Below are 18295 nucleotides of genomic sequence, written 5' to 3'. Positions count from 1 at the left end.
CCCCCCCATCACGACGACCACTCTTCTACACTCTTGGTGCAATGTGGCGACGGTCCGACTGCGGTGAGACGACACGGCGTCGCCTCTTCCACGAAGCAATTTCAGAAGGCGAACAAAGTCAGCGTTGAAGGAAGACAAGTCCGCTACAGGTTTTCATCGGAAAAAAATACATTGAGCAAGTTGAGCGAGTTGAGCAACATCCCTGTTTTACAGTGTCGGAGGCGGTTTTGAAGTTGCTCAATTTGCGCGACATGAGCAACTTCCAATCTTGTATTTCTTGTATTTTTCGGATGGCGAAAACCGTAATCGAGCCACCGATACGAAATGACGCGACGGCTACGATCTGTCAAACCCAGGGCGAACTTGGGAACAAGTGGCAGACCGACCCCGCTCTCTCTCGGCGAATACCTTCCTGTCCAAAAATTCGATCACTGCGGGAACCAGCGTTCCAGCAAATTTTGTTCGGCCAATCTATTTTCAATCAAAACGGTTTTTTCATAATTTCATGAGCATATCACGAAGATGCGACAAATGTCAATGTCGCAAAGTGACGTGCTGCCGACAGTGAAGCTGTAATTCAGCATCTGCGTCTCTCTGCGCAATCTGCGGATGTTCCCCTGTGTTACGAGAGACGAAATCAGCTTAATTCTCCACATGTCGCCCCCGGATGTCTTCATCCTCGCCCCAGATCATCCGCAGATTGCGCGGATTCACGCAGATTGAGGACGAGGCGTTTTTGCTGGAGGCTGGTAGTTCAGAAGTTGATCAGGAGGGCTTTCTGTAAACCGGATGCTTTCAGGTAGTTGATGACCTGCGCTTCTTCTCGTGACGAGAGTTGCTGCAATGCCTTGATTTCTACAATCACGGAGCCAAAGCAAACGAAGTCGACTTTGTAGAATGTGTCGAGTGGCCTTCCACGGTAGAGAAACGGCAAAGTCTTCTCGCGTTCATACGGAATCTGTTGAAATTGAAGCTCACGCTCCATCGCCTCCTGGTAGATGGGCTCCAGAAATCCGCAACCAAGCTCCCGATGCACGGTCATCGCAGCGCCAATGATCGAGTATGTCTGTTCATCCCGAGAATTCATCATCTGCGTCCCTCTGCGCAATCTGCGGATGATCCAGTGTCACAAGAAATCAAACCTTGCCTGAGATCGTCCGCAGATTGCGCGGATTCGCGCAGATTGAGAACGAGGACGTTGTGCCGCGGGCGGGTTGTTCCTGTTGCCGGTGGGCGCTTCAAACGATACCAGCCTTGAGCGCCTCAAACGATGTCACTGTGAGTGATTTTGACTGAAATGGTTCTCTGGCGGTGACCGTTTGCGAATCCAAGTTGCGAAAATCACTGGCGGGAATCAGACTCTCGCCTCGGGCTGGCGGATGTCGAGTAATAGTGCACAGTTGATCCGGGTTGGCGGTACGAGAAGGGCGTTTTCGGAATGTGGGTAAATTTTGCGGTTCTGGCATTTGTCAGTTATCTGGCCGGGTCGATTCCTTTCGGGTTTCTCATTGGAAAAATCGTGAAGGGTGTTGATCTTCGCAAACTGGGCAGCGGCAATATCGGGGCGACCAATGCGGGACGCGTGCTGGGGAAAAAATGGGGGCTGATCTGTCTGGGTCTGGATGCACTGAAGGGGCTGCTGCCGGTTGCACTGTTTCCCCGGCTGCTGATTTCTGAGGGCAATCCCTGGTTCGCTCACGCGGTGGTGTTGTCAGGCGTGTGTACGATCGTCGGGCACATGTTCCCCTGCTGGCTCGGATTTCGCGGAGGAAAGGGGGTGGCAACTTCGCTGGGGGTGCTGCTGATTCTCAGCCCGTGGGGCCTGCTGGTGGCCGCGGCTTTGTTTTTCGGCTCGATGATCTGCTGGCGAATCGTCTCACTCAGTTCGATTCTGGCGGCGGTCGGATTCAGCCTGTTTGAATTCATCCGCCTTCGTCCGAACCCGTTTTCTGAAGCGACGTGGAGTCAGGGCGTGTTTGCCCTGATGGTACCGCTCCTGATTATCATTCAGCACCGCAGCAACATTCGCCGTCTGCTCGCGGGCGAAGAGCCAAGGTTCACTTTGAAAAGCAGTGCCGAGACGGCCGCTCCACCGTCGCAATTGTGATTGTTGAAGACAATCGTCACTCTTGGGATTGATTGAACTGACTGATCGCGTTGACCTGACAGTGCGCGGCGAGACGGTTTTCAGAATCAAACCATCGGGAAGACGAAGGCCGATACCTGCGCCGAGGTGGGATTGAGCGGTGATTCGACTTATCATGGTGCGCGATGTCAGTGCATAGATTTTTACTCGGAGGAACAGCGTGAGGGGCTTCGACCGAACGACTCTGTCTCATGAATCAACTCACGTTGAGGGGAGCCGGGTCTTCGTCGATCGAAGTTCAACGCGAGGGAAAGTTATGAGCTACAGATTCGGATTCTTGCTACTGTTGATTTGCGGGGCACTTCCGCTGGCTGCGGCGGACCCTCAGCAAGTGAAGAGCCCGCTCTCCACCGACGACTCCCTGGCCTCGTTCGTACTCGCCTCACCCGATCTCAAGGTGGAACTCGTTGCGGGCGAACCGGAAGTGATTGATCCGGTCGCGATCGCCTTTGGTGCCGACGGATCAATGTGGGTCGTCGAAATGCGGGACTATCCGTATGGGCCGAAACCCGGCACCGACGAAAAGCCCAAATCTCGCATCAAACGGCTATTCGATCACAATCATGATGGCCGCTACGAAACGGCGACAGTGTTCGCCGACGAGCTTTTGTTTGCGACAGGACTGCTTCCCTGGAAGGACGGAATCATCGTCACTCTGGCGGGGGAAATTGCCTACTTCGCGGACCGCGATGGAGACGGGAAAGCGGAATTCAAAGAAACCTGGTTTCAGGGCTTCAGCCAGGAAAATTCCCAGTTACGGGCGAACCATCCGACGCTGGGACCAGACGGCTACATCTATGTGGCCAACGGTCTGCGAGGTGGCACAATCGTCCCGACGAAGCCGGAGTGGCGCGATAAGGGAGCTCCGTTGCCTCTGGCGGGATTCGACTTTCGATTCAACCCGCTGACGGGCGACTATGGTGCTGTTTCCGGTCACGGTCAATTCGGACTCTGCTTTGACGACTACGGAAACCGGTTTGTCTGTTCAAACCGCAATCCCGTCCAGCATATTGTCCTTGAAGACCACTACACGAAGCGAAATCCGTTCTTCGCTGTCAGGTCCACGGTTCAGGACGTGGCTGCGTTTGGTGAGCATTCGAAGCTCTATCCCATCAGTCAGGCCTGGACGACGTCGACTCTGCATGCCAACCAGTTCACGGCGGCTTGCGGTGTGACGATTTATCGTGGTGACGGATTGCCTCCCGAGTACAAGGGGAATTCATTTACGTGTGATCCGACCGCCAACCTCGTCCACCGCGAAACACTCGTCCCCAGCGGCGCCTCGTTCATCAGTCACCCTTCGGACGGGCAGAGCGAGTTTCTGGCGAGTCCCGACACTTGGTTCCGTCCCGTCAACCTGGCCAACGGCCCGGATGGGGCTCTGTACATCGTCGATATGTACCGTGCCGTGATCGAACACCCGGACTGGATGCCGAATGAATTGCGGACTCGTAAAGATCTTCATGACGGCAATGACCGGGGACGAATCTGGCGCGTGAAGTCAGAGGAATCCGTCATGCCGCAGGATCGCCCTGAGCACCCACTGGATAAGCTGCCTGTTCCTCAGTTGGTCAAACTGCTGGACCATGCCAACTCATGGCATCGGGAAACCGCCACACGATTGCTGCTGGAGCACGATCGCGACGCCGTGCTCGAGGCACTCAAGCAGAACTGGAAGCAGAATCGCCTGACCCGCAGCCGATTGCCCGTTCTGTGGCTGATGAAGATTCTGGACCCGCGACTGACACCTCCGGTCATTGCCTGGTCGGATATCGATAACCGTGATGCTCGTGTTCGCGAGCAGGTCGTCTCTGCGATTGGAGACCGGCTCGAAGAACTGTTGCCGGAGGAAATCATCCAGCTCACGACGGAGGAAACCGATGACCGCGTTCGCTTCCGACTGGCTCTGGACCTGAGTGGCGGAGTTGATCAGCAGCCGAACCGCCGCAAGGCACTGGTCAGACTGCTTGACCGCGGGGCTGAAGATCCGTGGCTACGAGCGGCCATCGGGACGACGTTTTCCGAACCGCCGCAGGCCTTGCTCCTGGAACTGCTTGACCACTGGATGACGCTGCCGCAGCCTCCGAAGGGGGGAGCCGAATTGACGGAACAGCTTTGCGAAGTTGCCGGTGCACAGATTGAGCCGGTTCAGTCGCGAGCCATCCTCGGTAAGCTGATGGACTTCACCCGGGAAAAGGCCGCCGAAGGAGGACTCGAACTGGCGGCTGCGGGTGTTCAAGGACTTGGGCGGGGCTTGCTGCGTCGTGGAGTCGGATTCCCTGCCTTACGGGCCGATCTGACAGAGGGCGAGAAAGCCAGGTTCCGAGACTTTATGGCGGCGATTCAGCGGATTGCGCAGGATCCAAACGGACCTGCGGCTCGGCGATTGATGGCGATCCGCACCATGGCGTACGGCGAGGGAGCGGAACTGGTTTCTGCCCTGATGGAACTGGCACTGTCCGGAACGGAAGTTCCCGTTCGACTGGCCGCCATTGACGTGCTGGCCACGATGCCAGATCGTTCGATCAGTGACGAAATGATGGCGGCGTTTGACTCGCAAACACCGTCGATCCGTCGCGCAATTCTGGACCTGATGCTGGCTCAGGAGGGACGGACCGAGCAGTTGCTCGGGCTGCTCGAACGAGAAGAGCTGAAGCTGAGTGAACTTGATCCGACTCGACAGGATCGTCTGACTCGGCATCGAAACAAGGATTTGAGTTCACGGGCTGCCAAAATTTTCAGTTCTGCCATCGCTCCCGACCGAGCGGCGGTCATTGCGACCTACCAGCCCGTGCTTGCAATGAAGGGTGATGCCTTCAAGGGCCGGGCCGTCTTCGAGAAGAACTGTGTGACGTGTCACCGTGTCGATAACATGGGGATCAACGTGGGTCCCGATATCGGTGATACGCGTGACAAGCTGCCCGAATACCTGCTGCTGAACATCCTCGACCCGAACCGGGCTGTCGATGCCAACTACTTCAGTTACACCCTGGTTACGAATCAGGGTAAAGTCTTCACCGGGCTGATCAAGGCCGAGACCGCTGGCTCCATCACGATGCGTCTGCCGGAAGGCAAAGAGGAAACCATCCTTCGGTCCGACGTCGACGAGCTGCGAACGACCGGACAGTCGCTGATGCCGGTCGGGTTCGAGAAAACGATCAGCGTTGAACAGATGGCCGATCTGATCTCGTTCCTCAAGAACTGGCGGTATCTCGATGGGGAGATTCCGCTGCAGTGATCAGATGGGTACTCTGTAACGACATGATCTGGTCTTGATTCACGACAGAACCGGGATGTCCCATGAAGTGCTGCACCTTGGCCTTTGGCGTTGTTGCTGTCTGCCTGCTTTCATGGGACGCCCTGGCATCTGCCGCGGAAGTCGAAGAGGGATTATTGGTCGTGCTTCCCGGTCAGATCAGACTGACAGGGCCGGAAGCACGTCATGGCTTACTCGCCGTTCGACGCGACCGTGGATCGAGTGTGATCGCGTCCCTCCGCTCAGGTCTCGTCTGGCGAAGTGACAATGAAGCGGTCGCTCGAATCGACCAGGGAACCGTCATCCCCACTGGAAATGGATCGACCCGAATCGTCGTCGAGGTGGACGGGGCGACGGCGGAAGCGACCGTGACCGTAGACAAGTTCGAAGACGCTCATCAGTGGAGCTTTCGAAACCATGTCCAGTCCGTGCTTTCGAAAACCGGGTGCAACAGCGGAGCCTGCCACGGTGCTGCTGCGGGCAAAAACGGCTTCAAGTTGTCGCTGAGAGGATACGATCCCGAGCACGATTTCTTTTCGATCACGCACCAAGCCCGGGGACGGCGTGTTTCACCCGGTGACCCCGGACGCAGCCTGATTCTGACCAAGCCGACAGGGGCGATTCCTCACAAAGGGGGACTGCGATTCACGGAAGATTCCTACGAATACCGAGTCGTTTCGGAATGGATTGCTCAGGGACTTCCCGGCCCTTCCGAGGCCGATTCGCGAATCACCCGGCTTGAAGTTCTGCCGCCCGCTTCACGTCTGAAAGCCGGGACAGAACTGGCGATGATCGTCGTCGCTCATTTTCAGGACGGCCACTCGGAAGATGTCACGCGGTGGGCCAAATATACCGCTTCGGATCTGACGGTCTGTTCGGTCGATGATCTGGGACGCGTGAAGGTGAACGGCAGCGGCGAAGGAGCGATCGTTGCCTGGTATCTGGCACAGAATGCGACGGCGACCGTCACGGTTCCGTATGTTCAGCCCGTGTCGCCAGATCTCTTCAACAATTCAGAACGTGCGAACTTCATTGACGACGACGTCATCGACAAACTGCACGCTCTGAACATGCCCCCTTCTCCGCGGTCTGACGATTCCGAATTTCTCCGTCGTGCTTACCTTGATACGATTGGTGTTTTGCCGACCGTCGATGAAGTGAGGGCGTTTCTCTCGGATCCGGAACCGGGCAAGCGAAGTCGCGTGATCGAAGAATTGCTGTCACGCCCGGAGTACGTTGACTACTGGGCCTACCAGTGGTCTGACCTGTTGCTGCTCACGGGCAATCGTCTGCGGCCGGAGGCGCTGAAGGCGTACTACAAATGGATCCGCGAGCGTGTCGAGCAGAATACCCCTTGGGACCAGTTCGCACGCGCGATCATTCTTTCGCAAGGAAGCACCTTTGAGAATGGGGCGGCCAATTTCTACGCCCTGCACCAGGATCCGCAGGATATGGTCGAAACGACCTCCATGGCGTTTCTCGGGATGTCCATTCAATGTGCTCACTGCCACGATCACCCCAATGAGAAATGGACGAACGACGACTACTATGGAATGGTGAGTCTCTTCGCGCGGGTACGGGGTAAAGGGTGGGGAGGCGACTTCCGCAGTGGCGACGGAAACCGGACGATTTTTCTGGCTGACCAGGGGGAAGTGCTTCAACCCCGCACGTCCCGACCGCAACCCCCCAAACCGCTCGACGGGTCACCCATTTCTTTTGACGAACCGGGGGACAGGCGAGAGTACCTGGCTGACTGGCTGACCGCAGCGGACAATCCCTATTTTGCGAAAGCCATCGTTAACCGGATCTGGGCTAACTTTTTCGGACGCGGACTGGTCGACGCGGTCGACGATCTGCGGCTGACAAATCCTGCCAGCAATGCCAGGTTACTTGACCATCTGGCGAATGACCTGGTCAGGAACCACTACGATTTGAAGATGATCATTCGCAGAATTCTGGAATCCGAGGCGTATCAGCGGTCGCATGCGGTCCTGCAAGAGAATGCTGCGGATGTCCGATTTCAGGCTCACAGTCAACCGCGGCGCCTGAAGGCAGAGGTGCTGCTCGACGCCATCTCACAGGTGACGGGAGTTCCGACTTCATTCAAAGATCTGCCCAAAGGGACCCGGGCCATGCAGTTGCCGGATGCGAGCGTTGCGTCGTACTTTCTGGATGCCTTCGGACGGCCGGAACGTGTGCTGACGTGTACGTGTGAGAGATCCGACGAGCCGAGTATGACTCAGGTGCTGCATCTGCTGAATGGGAAAACGATTCAGGAGAAGCTCGAATCCACCGAGGGGCGTGTCGCTCAAATCCTTGAATCGAGTCTTTCCAACGACAAGATCGTCGAGACCGTATATCTGGCTGCCCTTTCGCGGTACCCCACCAACCTGGAACGACAGGAGTTGGTGCAGGCATTCGCGGATGCGGGGGCCCAGGAGAGGCGTGCGGTGGTGGAAGACCTGTTCTGGAGTGTGCTGACGTCAAAAGAATTTTTGTTTCAACACTGAATTTTTGTTTCAACACTGAGTCAACGTTCGAAAATGGGACTCTCGATCAGATTCAGGCAGGGTTGGCAGGCAGACGTCCCCGACGAAGTTGTTGCAGAGCGTTTCCGGTCGCCCCCTTGGTGACGTTAAACATCACCTCGAAGGGAAAGTCGGGTGCGCCGGCGTTGACGGCAGTGTCTGTGACCCCGCAAGCTCGGCAAAGCGGTGTTGCCCCATTCTGTCCCATTGAGGAAGAGTTGACGCTGGCGGTCCCCTCGTCACAATTCCGGGTTGTCCCATAAAATGCGATCCATCGCTTGCACGGGGATTCTTGAGCGTTTAGTGAATCGGACGATTGTGTCGTAACCTTGTTCGTTCGTTGAGGCACACCTTTCCGCAGCGACCGAGCGGGCGGCGCGAGTGTGCTGCACCGACGACCGGATTCAGAAAACTTCGTCACTTGAGGAGCGTTTTGCGAGCATGAGTGTTGATATTCAGCGAATCAAGGAACAGGTTCTCAAGCATTCTGATCAACTCGAACAGGTCAGGACTGAGGTGCGAAAAGTTCTGGTCGGCCAGGACACGATGTTGTCTCGCCTGCTGATCGCAATCCTGACGGGGGGGCATGTGCTGCTCGAGGGATTGCCGGGATTGGCGAAGACAACCGCAATCAAAGGATTGGCAAACGCCCTGCACTGCAAGTTCAACCGGATTCAGTTCACTCCGGATTTGCTTCCCGCCGACTTGATCGGAACGATGATCTACAACCCGCGTGAGGGTTCTTTCGGAACCCGTAAGGGTCCGATCTTCGCCAATCTGATTCTGGCGGATGAAATCAACCGGGCTCCGTCCAAGGTGCAATCCGCACTCCTGGAAGCCATGCAGGAACGCCAGGTCACGATCGGTGACGAAACCTACCCTCTGGAAGAACCGTTCCTGGTTCTGGCCACTCAAAACCCGATTGAACAGGAAGGGACGTATCCCCTGCCCGAGGCCCAGGTCGACCGCTTCATGCTGAAGATTATGGTGGGCTATCCCACGAAAAGTGATGAGCGGAAAGTTGTGGATACCGTACTGGATGACATTCGGCGCGAAGTGAAACCGGTCCTGGAACCGCAGCACCTGATCGAAATGAAACAGACCGTCTCGACGATCTACATGGATGATAAGATCAAGGACTATGTCCTTGATCTCGTCATCGCCACGCGGAATCCTGAAGAGTTCAAGCTGAAGCAATTGAAGCCGCTCATCGAATATGGCGCTTCTCCACGCGCGTCGATCAACCTCTGTCTGGCGGCCCGAGCCAACGCTTTCCTGGCGGGGCGTGGGTACGTGACTCCACAAGACGTCAAGGATATCGCACTTGATGTTCTGAGGCACAGGATTGTCTTGACGTATGAGGCAGAAGCAGAACAAATGACCTCGGATGATGTTGTCCGAAAGGTGCTGGAGTCCGTGCCGGTCCCCTGATTCTCGACGATACTCCTGACTTCGTATCCCGGCCACGACCGCGCCAGTGGTATCGGGGCCAGGCTGCGGACGGGATGCAGTAGCGAGGCACGCGCTCACCGTGACCACCCTCGATCAGGGTTACAGTCATCGTTGATATTCGGCAGGAACATTGATGGCCGTTCGAAATCTGGAAGACATCCTCAAAGACGTTCGTCGACTGCAGATCGTTGCCAAACGCCAGGTGAATGATCTGCTGGCGGGTGAGTACCTGAGTGCGTTTCAGGGACGCGGGATGGAATTTAATGCCGTGCGGGAGTATGTCCCGGGCGACGAGATTCGATCTATCGACTGGAACGTCACCGCCAGAGCGGGATCTCCGTTCGTGAAGACATTCTGCGAAGAGCGGGAACTGACTGTTCTGCTGCTGATAGACGTGTCTGCTTCGGGGGCGTTTGGCTCGCAGCAGCGAAGCAAGATGGAGACCGCCGTCGAAGTTGCCGCCGTGCTGATGTTCACTGCACTGAAGAACAATGACAAAGTCGGCGTCCTGTTCTTTGCAGATGATGTCATTAAGTACATCCCACCACGAAAAGGTCGAGCCAACGTCCTGCGGCTGATCCGAGAACTTCTGGCGTGTGAACCGGTCAAAGCCCGGACCGACGTGACGAAGGCGCTGGAGTATCTGGGACGCGTTCAGCGGCGGAAATGTGTGGTTTTTCTGATGAGTGATTTTCTGGGAGACGATTGTTCGCACGCACTGGCCATCGCCAACCGCCGGCATGACTGCGTCGCCGTGACGTTAACGGATCCGCGCGAGTCCGAAATTCCCGATGTCGGCTTTTTGACTCTGCGGGATGCAGAAACGGATGAAATTCTGGAACTCGACACCCGGCATCCCCGCGTTCGTGCCCTGTTCGCCAAAGCGGCAGCAGAGCGAGAAGCGACGCTGACGGGCTGGCTGCGGCGAGCCAATGTGGACCGGCTTGCGATCCAGACAGATCAGCCCTATGCGCTCAGTCTGCAAAAGTTCTTTCGTAGTCGGGAGCGACAACGATGAAACGAGCGCCATGTGTGTCGAATTGGGGCGTGACGCGTCGACGGGTCGCGTTATCCCTGCCACGTAAAAGGGTGTCGCTGCGGGCGTTCGGCTTGCGGCGATGTTTGCTGGCCGTGCCGTTGCTGCTGCTGTTTTGCAGTGCATGCGGAACGACTCCGACGGACCGTGACGGGTCTGTGGCCGAGAAGGGGGATTTTCTCGAACGGGTCACAGAGAAGGGGCCCGTCGAACTGGTCGTCCGAGTCAGCCCGCCAGAACCCCGGCTTTCCGACCTGATGCAGATGGAAGTCACTGTGACCTTCCCGGAAGGTGTCGAAGTCCGTTCACCCGATTTTGGTGAAGGGGTCGGCGATTTCCTGGTCCGAGACTACTCGGAAACCAAACCACCACGAAGTTCGCTTCAGGATAAGGGACTCGACAGTCGCCAGTTCCTGTATAAACTGGAACCGACGCAGACCGGTCGTCATCTGATTCGCTCACTCGTTCTGGAATTTGTTGATCGGCGACCAACGTCCGAGATCCGGGACCAGCTCGCCTTGATCGAGTCGGAACCTCTTGAGGTCGAGGTCACCTCCGAACTGGCTGATCAGATTCCCAGCTTGTCTGACCTGGATCCGATGCTGCCCCCTCGTGCGCTCGATTCCTCGGCACTTCCGAAATGGTGGATGCTGAGTCTGGCGGCAATTGCAGCAGTGGCAGTCGTGTGGTGGCGATACCTTCGAAAACGAAAGCGAATCGCAGTTTCGCCACCACCGTCGCCAGAGGAGATTGCTCATGCCGAACTGAAACGGCTGCTGGCAGAAAAGCTGCCGGAACAGGGACTCGTCAAGGAGTTCTATCTTCGTCTGACGGGGATCGTCCGCCGGTTTATCGAAGGGACGACAGGGGTCCGAGCGCCCGAACTGACAACCGAAGAATTTCTTCGGACAATGCGGACGCGGGACATCTTCTCTGCCGAACGCGCGGTCCGTCTGAAGGACTTTCTCGAGGTGGCAGACATGGTGAAGTATGCTGGCCAGCAGCCCTCCGCTGACCAGATCGAGTTGTCGATCAGCCGTGCTCACGAATTTGTCGACCTCAACCGACGCCAGGAATCGATGCCGATTTCCACGGAGGGAATCTGAACAATGGACTCGTTTCGCTTTCATTCCTGGGGGTGGTTTCTTGCCATCGTTCTCGTTCTGTTGATGGGTTGGTGTCGCTTGAGGCTGCGATCTCGACCGGCTGCGATTTTCTCAAGTATTGAGGGTCTGAAGGGTCTGCCCGTCACGTTCGCGCAGCGGGTCCGCCGAACGCTGCCGCTGCTTTACGGACTGGCGCTGGTGCTGATCATCCTGGGGTTGGCTCGACCTCAAGCGGGTAAGTCGGAGTCGAGAATCACGGGCGAAGGGATTGCGATTGAGCTGGTACTGGATATTTCGGGCTCAATGGAGGCAATCGATTTTCAGCTTGGTGACAAAGAGGTGAGTCGGCTCGAAGCGGTCAAGCATGTGATCTCGGAATTTATCCTCGGGTCTCGAGCAAGCGGGCTCAGTGGCCGAAAGGATGACCTGGTGGGGGTGGTGGCCTTCGGTGGGTTCGCCGACAGCAAATGTCCGCTCACGCTGGATCACGGTGCTCTGGTAGACATCGTGCACAGCCTCGAGGTTCCCAAGCCGATACGCGATCGACGGGGACGGCTGATCAACGCGGATATTCTGAAAGAAGACCTCGCGACGGCGATCGGGGATGGATTGGCACTGGGTGTCGACAGGTTGCGGAACGTCAATGCGAAAAGCAAAGTCGTGATCCTGCTGACCGACGGCGATAACAACGCCGGTGTCGTAGATCCGCGAGAAGCTGCGGAGATTGCAAAAGAATCGGGAGTGAAAGTTTACACGGTCGGTATTGGACGGAATGGAGTTGTTCCGCTCCCTCAGGAAGACGAGTTTGGTAAGCGAGTGCTGGTTCCCGCCCAGTTTCGCATCGACGAAGAACTGCTGCGCGAGATGGCGACGACCGCCAACGGAGAATATTTCCACGCGTCTGATGCGTCAGGCCTGACCAAGGTGTATTCACAAATTGACCGACTTGAAAAATCACAATTCCAGGAAACGAAGTACTCGGAGTACACCGAGCTGTTTCGCTGGTTTGCAGGACCTGGACTCGCCATCGTCCTGGGAATCGGGATACTGAGTGAAACCCGTTTTCGCTCGCTCCCGTAGACGACGTGACAGTCGACAACCGTCCGCAAGCGGCGGGAGACCGCAGACAAACTTCACACAAAATGGGAATCACATGGTCACAATCGCACAGGGAAATCGCCGGTCGGTCTCTCAAGCCGCGTGATGAATCCGTATTGAAAAGATAAACGTGCCAATCCCTTTTTCTCGTCGGTACGAAAGATGAACTGGCAGCATCCTGAAGCTTTGTATTTGATCTTGCCGCTGTGCGTCGGATGGCTCGTGCTTGCACTGGAGTCTCAGCGGCGCCGCAGACGTGCGCGAGAAGCATTTGCAGCTCAGGCGATGTGGGAGCGGATCCTTCCCGAGGAATCGCGTCTCCGGTTCTTCACCAAACTGCTTCTTCGCGAAGGTGCGATGATCGCCGGTCTGGTGGCGCTGGCCGGACCACGATTTGGGACCGAAGTCGAACAAGTCGTGCCGCGTGGCTCTGACATCTATGTTCTGATCGATGTCTCCCGGTCGATGCTGGCTGATGACGTCGTCCCTTCGCGACTCGGTCGTGCAAAAGCGGACGTTGCATCGCTGCTCAATCGTCTTGAGGGCGAACGGGTGGGGCTGATCGCATTCGCGGGTCAGGCGGTGGTGAAGTGCCCACTGACGGTTGACTACGATTCGTTTCGTCGATCGCTGGATGAACTGGATCCCGACAGTGCACCGCGCGGAGGAACGGCAATTGGTGACGCGATTCGGAAGGGACTGGAGGTGTTCAGCGCAAACGCCGAACGTGATCAGACGATGATTCTGATCACCGATGGCGACGATCAGAAGTCCTATCCACTGGAAGCGGCCGCGGCGGCCAACGAGAGACGCGTATCCATCTTCACCATCGGTCTCGGAGACGCAGAACGGGGGGCACGGGTCCCGCTGAAGGGAGATGTACAGGGTTATCTCGAGTACCAGGGGCAACAGGTCTGGAGCAAACTGGATGGCGATCTGCTGGAACAGATTGCGCTGAAAACGGCCGGCATCTACGTTCCTGCCGGAACGCGTTCGTATGACCTCGGTGAACTGTACGAAGCCCACCTGCGGGGACGACGGGGAGCGGAAGAGGCCAGTCAGAAGAAAATCCGCTATTCCGAGAAGTTCCAGACGTTTCTGGCGATGAGCCTGCTGCTGCTCCTCGTGGACTTGGGGATCAGCGTTTATCGCAAGCCGGCTGGCTTGCCACAGAAGGCGCTTTCACTGCCGGGAAATCCGTCCAGGGAACGTCGTCGAGGGGCCACCGTATCCAGTCTGATCGCCCTTCTGGCGGTCCTTCCGTGGGCCCCTGGTCCGCGTAACGTCGTCCATGCCATCGAACCGGCTGCCAGTTTGAAAGAAGGTTTACAGCTCTACTCGTCGGAGAAATATGACGAGGCCCTGACGCGATTCACAGAAGCGAAAGAAGAACTGGATCAGCGCAAGTCAGCGGATGCCGCGGTTGCCGCGTTCGACGAAGCCTGTGCGGCTCATCGAAAAGGGGATTTCGAAGTGGCCAGGAAAGCCTACCTCCGCGCGGGTCTCAGTCTGGACCGACGAATCGCGACATCGGCACACTACAACCTGGGAAATCTGTCCGCGGAAAAGGCGCGGACTCTGGCGGGTGAGAAGCCCGAACTGGTGGCGCCAAAGGACCGTCAGGAAATCCTCGATCAGTTGTCGCAGGCCGTTGCTGCGTACCGGCATTGTCTGGAACTTCAGTCAGATCATCCCTCCGCGCGCAATAATCTGGAACTGGTTCGACGATGGATCAAGTACTACTCAGACCGGTGGAACGAAATTGATCGACAGAAGCGGCGGGACGAATCAAACCTGCTGACATTCCTGAATTACATCGTCGAAGATCAGACGACACTCAAAAATTCTGTTCAGGGACTGCAGGAACCTGTCCGTTCAAATACCTTTGCCGAATTGAAGCGGGCCCAGGAACTGCTCAAGGAAGAGATCCCCACTTTGCGGGAAAAGATCGATTCAGAGCTCCGCTCGCCGCCTGATCCGCAGTCTGGCAACACATCGGCTCCATCGAAGGAGCTGGAGGACGGAATCAAGCTGCTACAGAGCTGGGCCGACACCGCAGCGGAAAAAATGGGATCCGCAGCGCGGCAGCTGTCTGGAAAAGATCGGGAAAAGGCGGTCATCGATCAGCAGGCGGCACTGGATGAGCTTGATCGTATCTGGGAAGGAGTCATCCCCTTCAAGCCCCTGCTCGCTGAAGACATTGTTCAGCAGAAACAAATCACAGCCGCCCTCGCGGCAGATTTGCCGGAAGAGACTGACTCGGAAGAACCCCCTGCTTCAGCGGAATCGGACTCGCTGCCTCTCGTCAATGACACGGCACCTGCTGGAGAAGCGCAGGATCAAAACCCGAATCCATCGAATCGGCTGCCGCAGATGCTCGCCGGGACTGAGATGTCAGCAGAGGAACTCGCAAGAGTTGTCGCCAGGCAGTTGAAAACGCTCAAGCGGACTCAACTTCTTGTTCCCAAGGCAGAAGCAGAACTCGACGAGCTCGAGGCCCCCAGGGAGGATTCTCAGCAGGACGATAAAGCGGCGACCGCGATGCAAAAAGTGGATCCGGAAGACGCGAAGAAAGGACTTCGAGTCGCCATCGCTCGTACTCCGGATGCCGTGAAGCAGATGGAAGAAGCCATCCAATCCCTCAGGCAGAACGACAGGCGGGCCGCCGCGCGACAGGCAGAGGAAGCACTGCGGATTCTGGAGGAAATCGAGCGGGAACAACCCAAGGATGACCAGCAGCAGGAGCAGGACCAGAAGGATCAGGATCAGCAGGACCAGCAGAACGACGAGAAACAGGATCAGCAGCAGGACAACAATCAGAAGGAATCGCCCGAAGAAGAACAGAACAAGAAAGATGAGAGTCAGAACAAGGGCCAAGACGAATCGAAGGAGCGTCGGCCGGACCCCGTTCAGGCGTCCAATGATCGTCTTGAGGATGCACTCCGAAAGGTGCGTGAACGGCAGCAGGAAAAGCGAGATCGAGATCGTAAACTGAAGGGACAATTTCTCGGTCGCGTCCCAGTCGACAAGGATTGGTAATGTCATCGCGCGTACAATTTGATTTTCGGAATCGACGGTATTTCTTTTCAGCAGGGATCTGGTTGCTGGTCTGCCTGATCGGAACTGCCGAACTGATTGCCGCTGCGCCTGAGGTTCGCGTTGTGACCAGTGCCGAGGAAATTTACGTCGGCGACAGCATCGACTATCAGGTGGAAGTTCAAAATGTAGAAAGTCCACCTCGCCCCGATTTGTCAGGTTTCGAAGAGCTGTTTGACGTCGCTGCCAAGGGAGATTCTTCCCGAAATCAGTCGTCCATCACGATCATCAACGGGAAAGTGTCTCAGCAGAACATTCTGAGCCATGTCTTTCTCTACCGTCTTACACCTCGCATCGCAGGGGAACTGACGATTCCCCCTGCCAAGGTCAGCATTGAGGGGAAGACCTATTCGAGCGAGGAAGTGCCGCTCAAGGTGATTGCGGCTGAGGAGCAGGATCTTGTCCTGATGGAAATGAAGGTGAATCCCTCGCAAGTCTACCCGACCCAGCCATTCACGGTGACGCTGCGCATGCTGGTGCAGCCTGTTCCGAACAATCCTTCGCTGGATCCCCTGACGCCGCTCGTGCAACGTCCACCGCATTTGCAGGTCAACTGGGTCGATCCTCCGGCAGGACTGACAGCCTCCGACAAGCAGTTGTGGTTGCAGCCCATGCTATCGGATGACGGAGTTGGCTTTACGTTGAATGATCTCAGTACTCGGACAGACTCGTTTTTTGGCGGTTCCCGCGCCGCTGTTTTCAACCTGATGAAGGGGCGTGAAAGCCGCAAAAATTTTGAGGGGAAGGACGTCGACTACTTTGTGTATGAACTTTCCAGGACCCTGACTGCCGAAAAGAGCGGGGAATACGCACTTGGTCCCGCATTCGTGAATGGGACGTTCGTCGCCGGGGTCGAGCGGCGGGAGTATCGCGGGCGACGGCTGGTCGCCAGTTCTCCAGCAATCAAGCTTGAGGTGCGTGAGGTTCCCTCGCCCCGCCCCCCGACATACTGTGGAGGCATTGGTGAGTATCGTGTCACGGCGTCTGCCAGCCCGATGAAACTTCGAGTCGGGGATCCCCTGACTTTGACGCTCAAGTTCGATCGAGGGAACCAGGCAGGGTCGCTCGATCTCATTTCCGCTCCGGGTCTGGCCGAGATTCCCGAGCTCGCCGAAAATTTTGATTTGATCGACAAAAGTCCGACCGGGCGAGTTGAAGGGACTTCGAAGCTGTTTACCTACGCACTGCGTCCAAAACGCCTCTCGTCGGGTGTCCCGCCCCTTTCGATTTCCACCTTTAATCCTCAAAGTGAGCAGTTCGAGACGATTGCGACTCAACCAATCCCGCTGGAAATCACGGAGGCGGATCGATTGAGCGTGGGAGATATCAAAGGGAGCCTCACGACGTCCTCGCCCGCAGCGATCAAATCGCGTGCGGAGGGGATCTTTCAGAACATTACGAACCTTTCGGCCGTTCGAAATCAGCGAGTCAGCCTGCTCTCGTACGTGGTCGCGTCTGGCGCGGTCTGGGGTGGTGCGGGGGTTGCAATCGGACTGACTGCACTGCTCCGGCGTCGAAATTCAGACGAGCGATTCGTGCGACGCCAGCAGGCCCGCAGCAACGCACAGCGAAGATTAAGTGAAGCCCGGTCACTCACCGGCAAAGGTGACGCGAAAGTGGCTCTTCGTACGCTGCGTGCTGCGTTAATAGGACTGATTGCCGACCTGAAAAACCGGGTGGCGGACGGTCTGACGTCGGCGGACGTTCGTGAAATTCTTGCCGGTTCGTCCGTGACGGAAGAAGACCGAGCGGCGGTGATTCGACTGCTGGAGTCGATCGAGTCGGCAGAGTACGGGGGGGCTCAATCGGTTCAGATTGAAGAGGCGATGGGCGAGACGTCTCGTCTGATCGGCAGGTTGGCAAGCGGTCTGGAACGAGCCTGAAGCTCGCGTCCGGGGACATCACAGGCGTTGTGAATTGCGGGTAAAGATGAAATTGATTGCGACTGGTTCTCGACTGCTCTGCGTATTTCTCCTGATGACGGGACAGCAAATTTCTGCTGCGGATTCCGGGGCATCAGAGCGTTCGTTCGTGCGGGCTCTGGAACTTTTTGATTCAGCAAAATCGACTGAAGACTACCTCGAATCCGCCAGCGAACTGGAGTCGATCGTCGCGGACGGCTACCGCAACGGTGCCGTCTATTACAACCTGGGGAATGCCTACTTCCGGGCTGGGCAATTCGGTCGGGCGATTTTGAATTACCGCAAGGCCAGGTCCTACCTTCCCACCGATCCTTACCTCAAAGCAAACTTGGAACAGGCACTGGCGATGGCTCCAGGACGACTGACCGAAGTTCCGCAGTCGTGGTGGACACACGTTTTCTTCTGGACAGGCTGGCTTTCTTTTCCGTCGAAATGCCTCACATTTTTGATCGGAATGTCGATAAGTGCGGTTGCAGCGGTTGTGGCATTCTGGTTTCGTCGCCCCCGTTTTTGTTTGCCCATTGCAGGCCTCGTCGTGGGGAACCTGGCGATGGGCCTGGACGCCTGGCTGACCGATCCTGAATTTCTCGATGCTGACCGAGCTGTCATCACTCGCGAAACCATTGCCAGAAAAGGGACTGGAGAAGCTTACGAA

The 18295-nt window shown here is 56.7% G+C and carries 11 protein-coding genes; 10 read left to right on the top strand and 1 reads right to left on the bottom strand.

Annotated features, from left to right (window positions below; translation table 11 throughout):
* Positions 1 to 754: 754 nt before the first annotated feature.
* Positions 755 to 1090, bottom strand: coding sequence for a GxxExxY protein (locus tag VGE80_RS11505; RefSeq protein ID WP_440592770.1), 336 nt, complete (start codon positions 1088 to 1090; stop codon positions 755 to 757).
* Positions 1091 to 1438: 348 nt separating this feature from the next.
* Here VGE80_RS11505 and plsY point away from each other — a divergent pair, with 348 nt between their 5' ends.
* From plsY to VGE80_RS11455, 10 genes are all read left to right on the top strand, one after another.
* A complete protein-coding gene (gene plsY, locus VGE80_RS11500; RefSeq protein WP_440592769.1) occupies positions 1439 to 2107 on the top strand; it encodes a glycerol-3-phosphate 1-O-acyltransferase PlsY in 669 nt (222 codons plus the stop codon).
* A gap of 295 nt (positions 2108 to 2402) precedes the next feature.
* On the top strand, positions 2403 to 5384 hold the full coding sequence (locus VGE80_RS11495; RefSeq protein ID WP_440592768.1) for a PVC-type heme-binding CxxCH protein: 2982 nt from the start codon (positions 2403 to 2405) through the stop codon (positions 5382 to 5384).
* Between the two features lie 62 nt (positions 5385 to 5446).
* A complete protein-coding gene (locus VGE80_RS11490) occupies positions 5447 to 7912 on the top strand; it encodes a DUF1549 domain-containing protein (RefSeq protein ID WP_440592767.1) in 2466 nt (821 codons plus the stop codon).
* Between the two features lie 459 nt (positions 7913 to 8371).
* Positions 8372 to 9361, top strand: coding sequence for an AAA family ATPase (locus VGE80_RS11485; protein WP_373652356.1), 990 nt, complete (start codon positions 8372 to 8374; stop codon positions 9359 to 9361).
* A 154-nt stretch (positions 9362 to 9515) separates the two neighbouring features.
* On the top strand, positions 9516 to 10400 hold the full coding sequence (locus VGE80_RS11480) for a DUF58 domain-containing protein (RefSeq protein ID WP_373652355.1): 885 nt from the start codon (positions 9516 to 9518) through the stop codon (positions 10398 to 10400).
* Entirely contained in the window at positions 10397 to 11524 is a 1128-nt protein-coding gene (locus VGE80_RS11475; protein WP_440592766.1) for a hypothetical protein, read from the top strand. Before VGE80_RS11480 ends, VGE80_RS11475 begins: the two co-directional genes overlap by 4 nt.
* A gap of 3 nt (positions 11525 to 11527) precedes the next feature.
* The gene (locus tag VGE80_RS11470) at positions 11528 to 12604 is read left to right on the top strand and encodes a vWA domain-containing protein (RefSeq protein WP_440592765.1); all 1077 of its coding nucleotides are present in this window, start codon (positions 11528 to 11530) and stop codon (positions 12602 to 12604) included.
* Positions 12605 to 12784: 180 nt separating this feature from the next.
* The gene (locus VGE80_RS11465; protein ID WP_440592764.1) at positions 12785 to 15661 is read left to right on the top strand and encodes a VWA domain-containing protein; all 2877 of its coding nucleotides are present in this window, start codon (positions 12785 to 12787) and stop codon (positions 15659 to 15661) included.
* A complete protein-coding gene (locus VGE80_RS11460) occupies positions 15661 to 17601 on the top strand; it encodes a BatD family protein (protein ID WP_440592763.1) in 1941 nt (646 codons plus the stop codon). Before VGE80_RS11465 ends, VGE80_RS11460 begins: the two co-directional genes overlap by 1 nt.
* 46 nt (positions 17602 to 17647) lie before the next feature.
* The coding region (locus VGE80_RS11455; protein WP_440592762.1) for a tetratricopeptide repeat protein at positions 17648 to 18295 on the top strand (648 nt) is incomplete at its 3' end.

The organism is Schlesneria sp. (assembly GCF_036405755.1).
GTDB lineage: Bacteria > Planctomycetota > Planctomycetia > Planctomycetales > Planctomycetaceae > Schlesneria > Schlesneria sphaerica.
The sequence above is the reverse complement of the archived record's forward strand: the minus strand, read 5'-3'. Positions and strand labels throughout refer to the sequence as shown.

What these genes read in the sequence shown, in the direction of transcription:
- VGE80_RS11505 (WP_440592770.1), bottom strand. Translation starts at nt 1,090, where the DNA reads ATGATGAATTCTCGGGATGAACAGACATACTCGATCATTGGCGCTGCG.
- plsY (WP_440592769.1), top strand. Translation starts at nt 1,439, where the DNA reads ATGTGGGTAAATTTTGCGGTTCTGGCATTTGTCAGTTATCTGGCCGGG.
- VGE80_RS11495 (WP_440592768.1), top strand. Translation starts at nt 2,403, where the DNA reads ATGAGCTACAGATTCGGATTCTTGCTACTGTTGATTTGCGGGGCACTT.
- VGE80_RS11490 (WP_440592767.1), top strand. Translation starts at nt 5,447, where the DNA reads ATGAAGTGCTGCACCTTGGCCTTTGGCGTTGTTGCTGTCTGCCTGCTT.
- VGE80_RS11485 (WP_373652356.1), top strand. Translation starts at nt 8,372, where the DNA reads ATGAGTGTTGATATTCAGCGAATCAAGGAACAGGTTCTCAAGCATTCT.
- VGE80_RS11480 (WP_373652355.1), top strand. Translation starts at nt 9,516, where the DNA reads ATGGCCGTTCGAAATCTGGAAGACATCCTCAAAGACGTTCGTCGACTG.
- VGE80_RS11475 (WP_440592766.1), top strand. Translation starts at nt 10,397, where the DNA reads ATGAAACGAGCGCCATGTGTGTCGAATTGGGGCGTGACGCGTCGACGG.
- VGE80_RS11470 (WP_440592765.1), top strand. Translation starts at nt 11,528, where the DNA reads ATGGACTCGTTTCGCTTTCATTCCTGGGGGTGGTTTCTTGCCATCGTT.
- VGE80_RS11465 (WP_440592764.1), top strand. Translation starts at nt 12,785, where the DNA reads ATGAACTGGCAGCATCCTGAAGCTTTGTATTTGATCTTGCCGCTGTGC.
- VGE80_RS11460 (WP_440592763.1), top strand. Translation starts at nt 15,661, where the DNA reads ATGTCATCGCGCGTACAATTTGATTTTCGGAATCGACGGTATTTCTTT.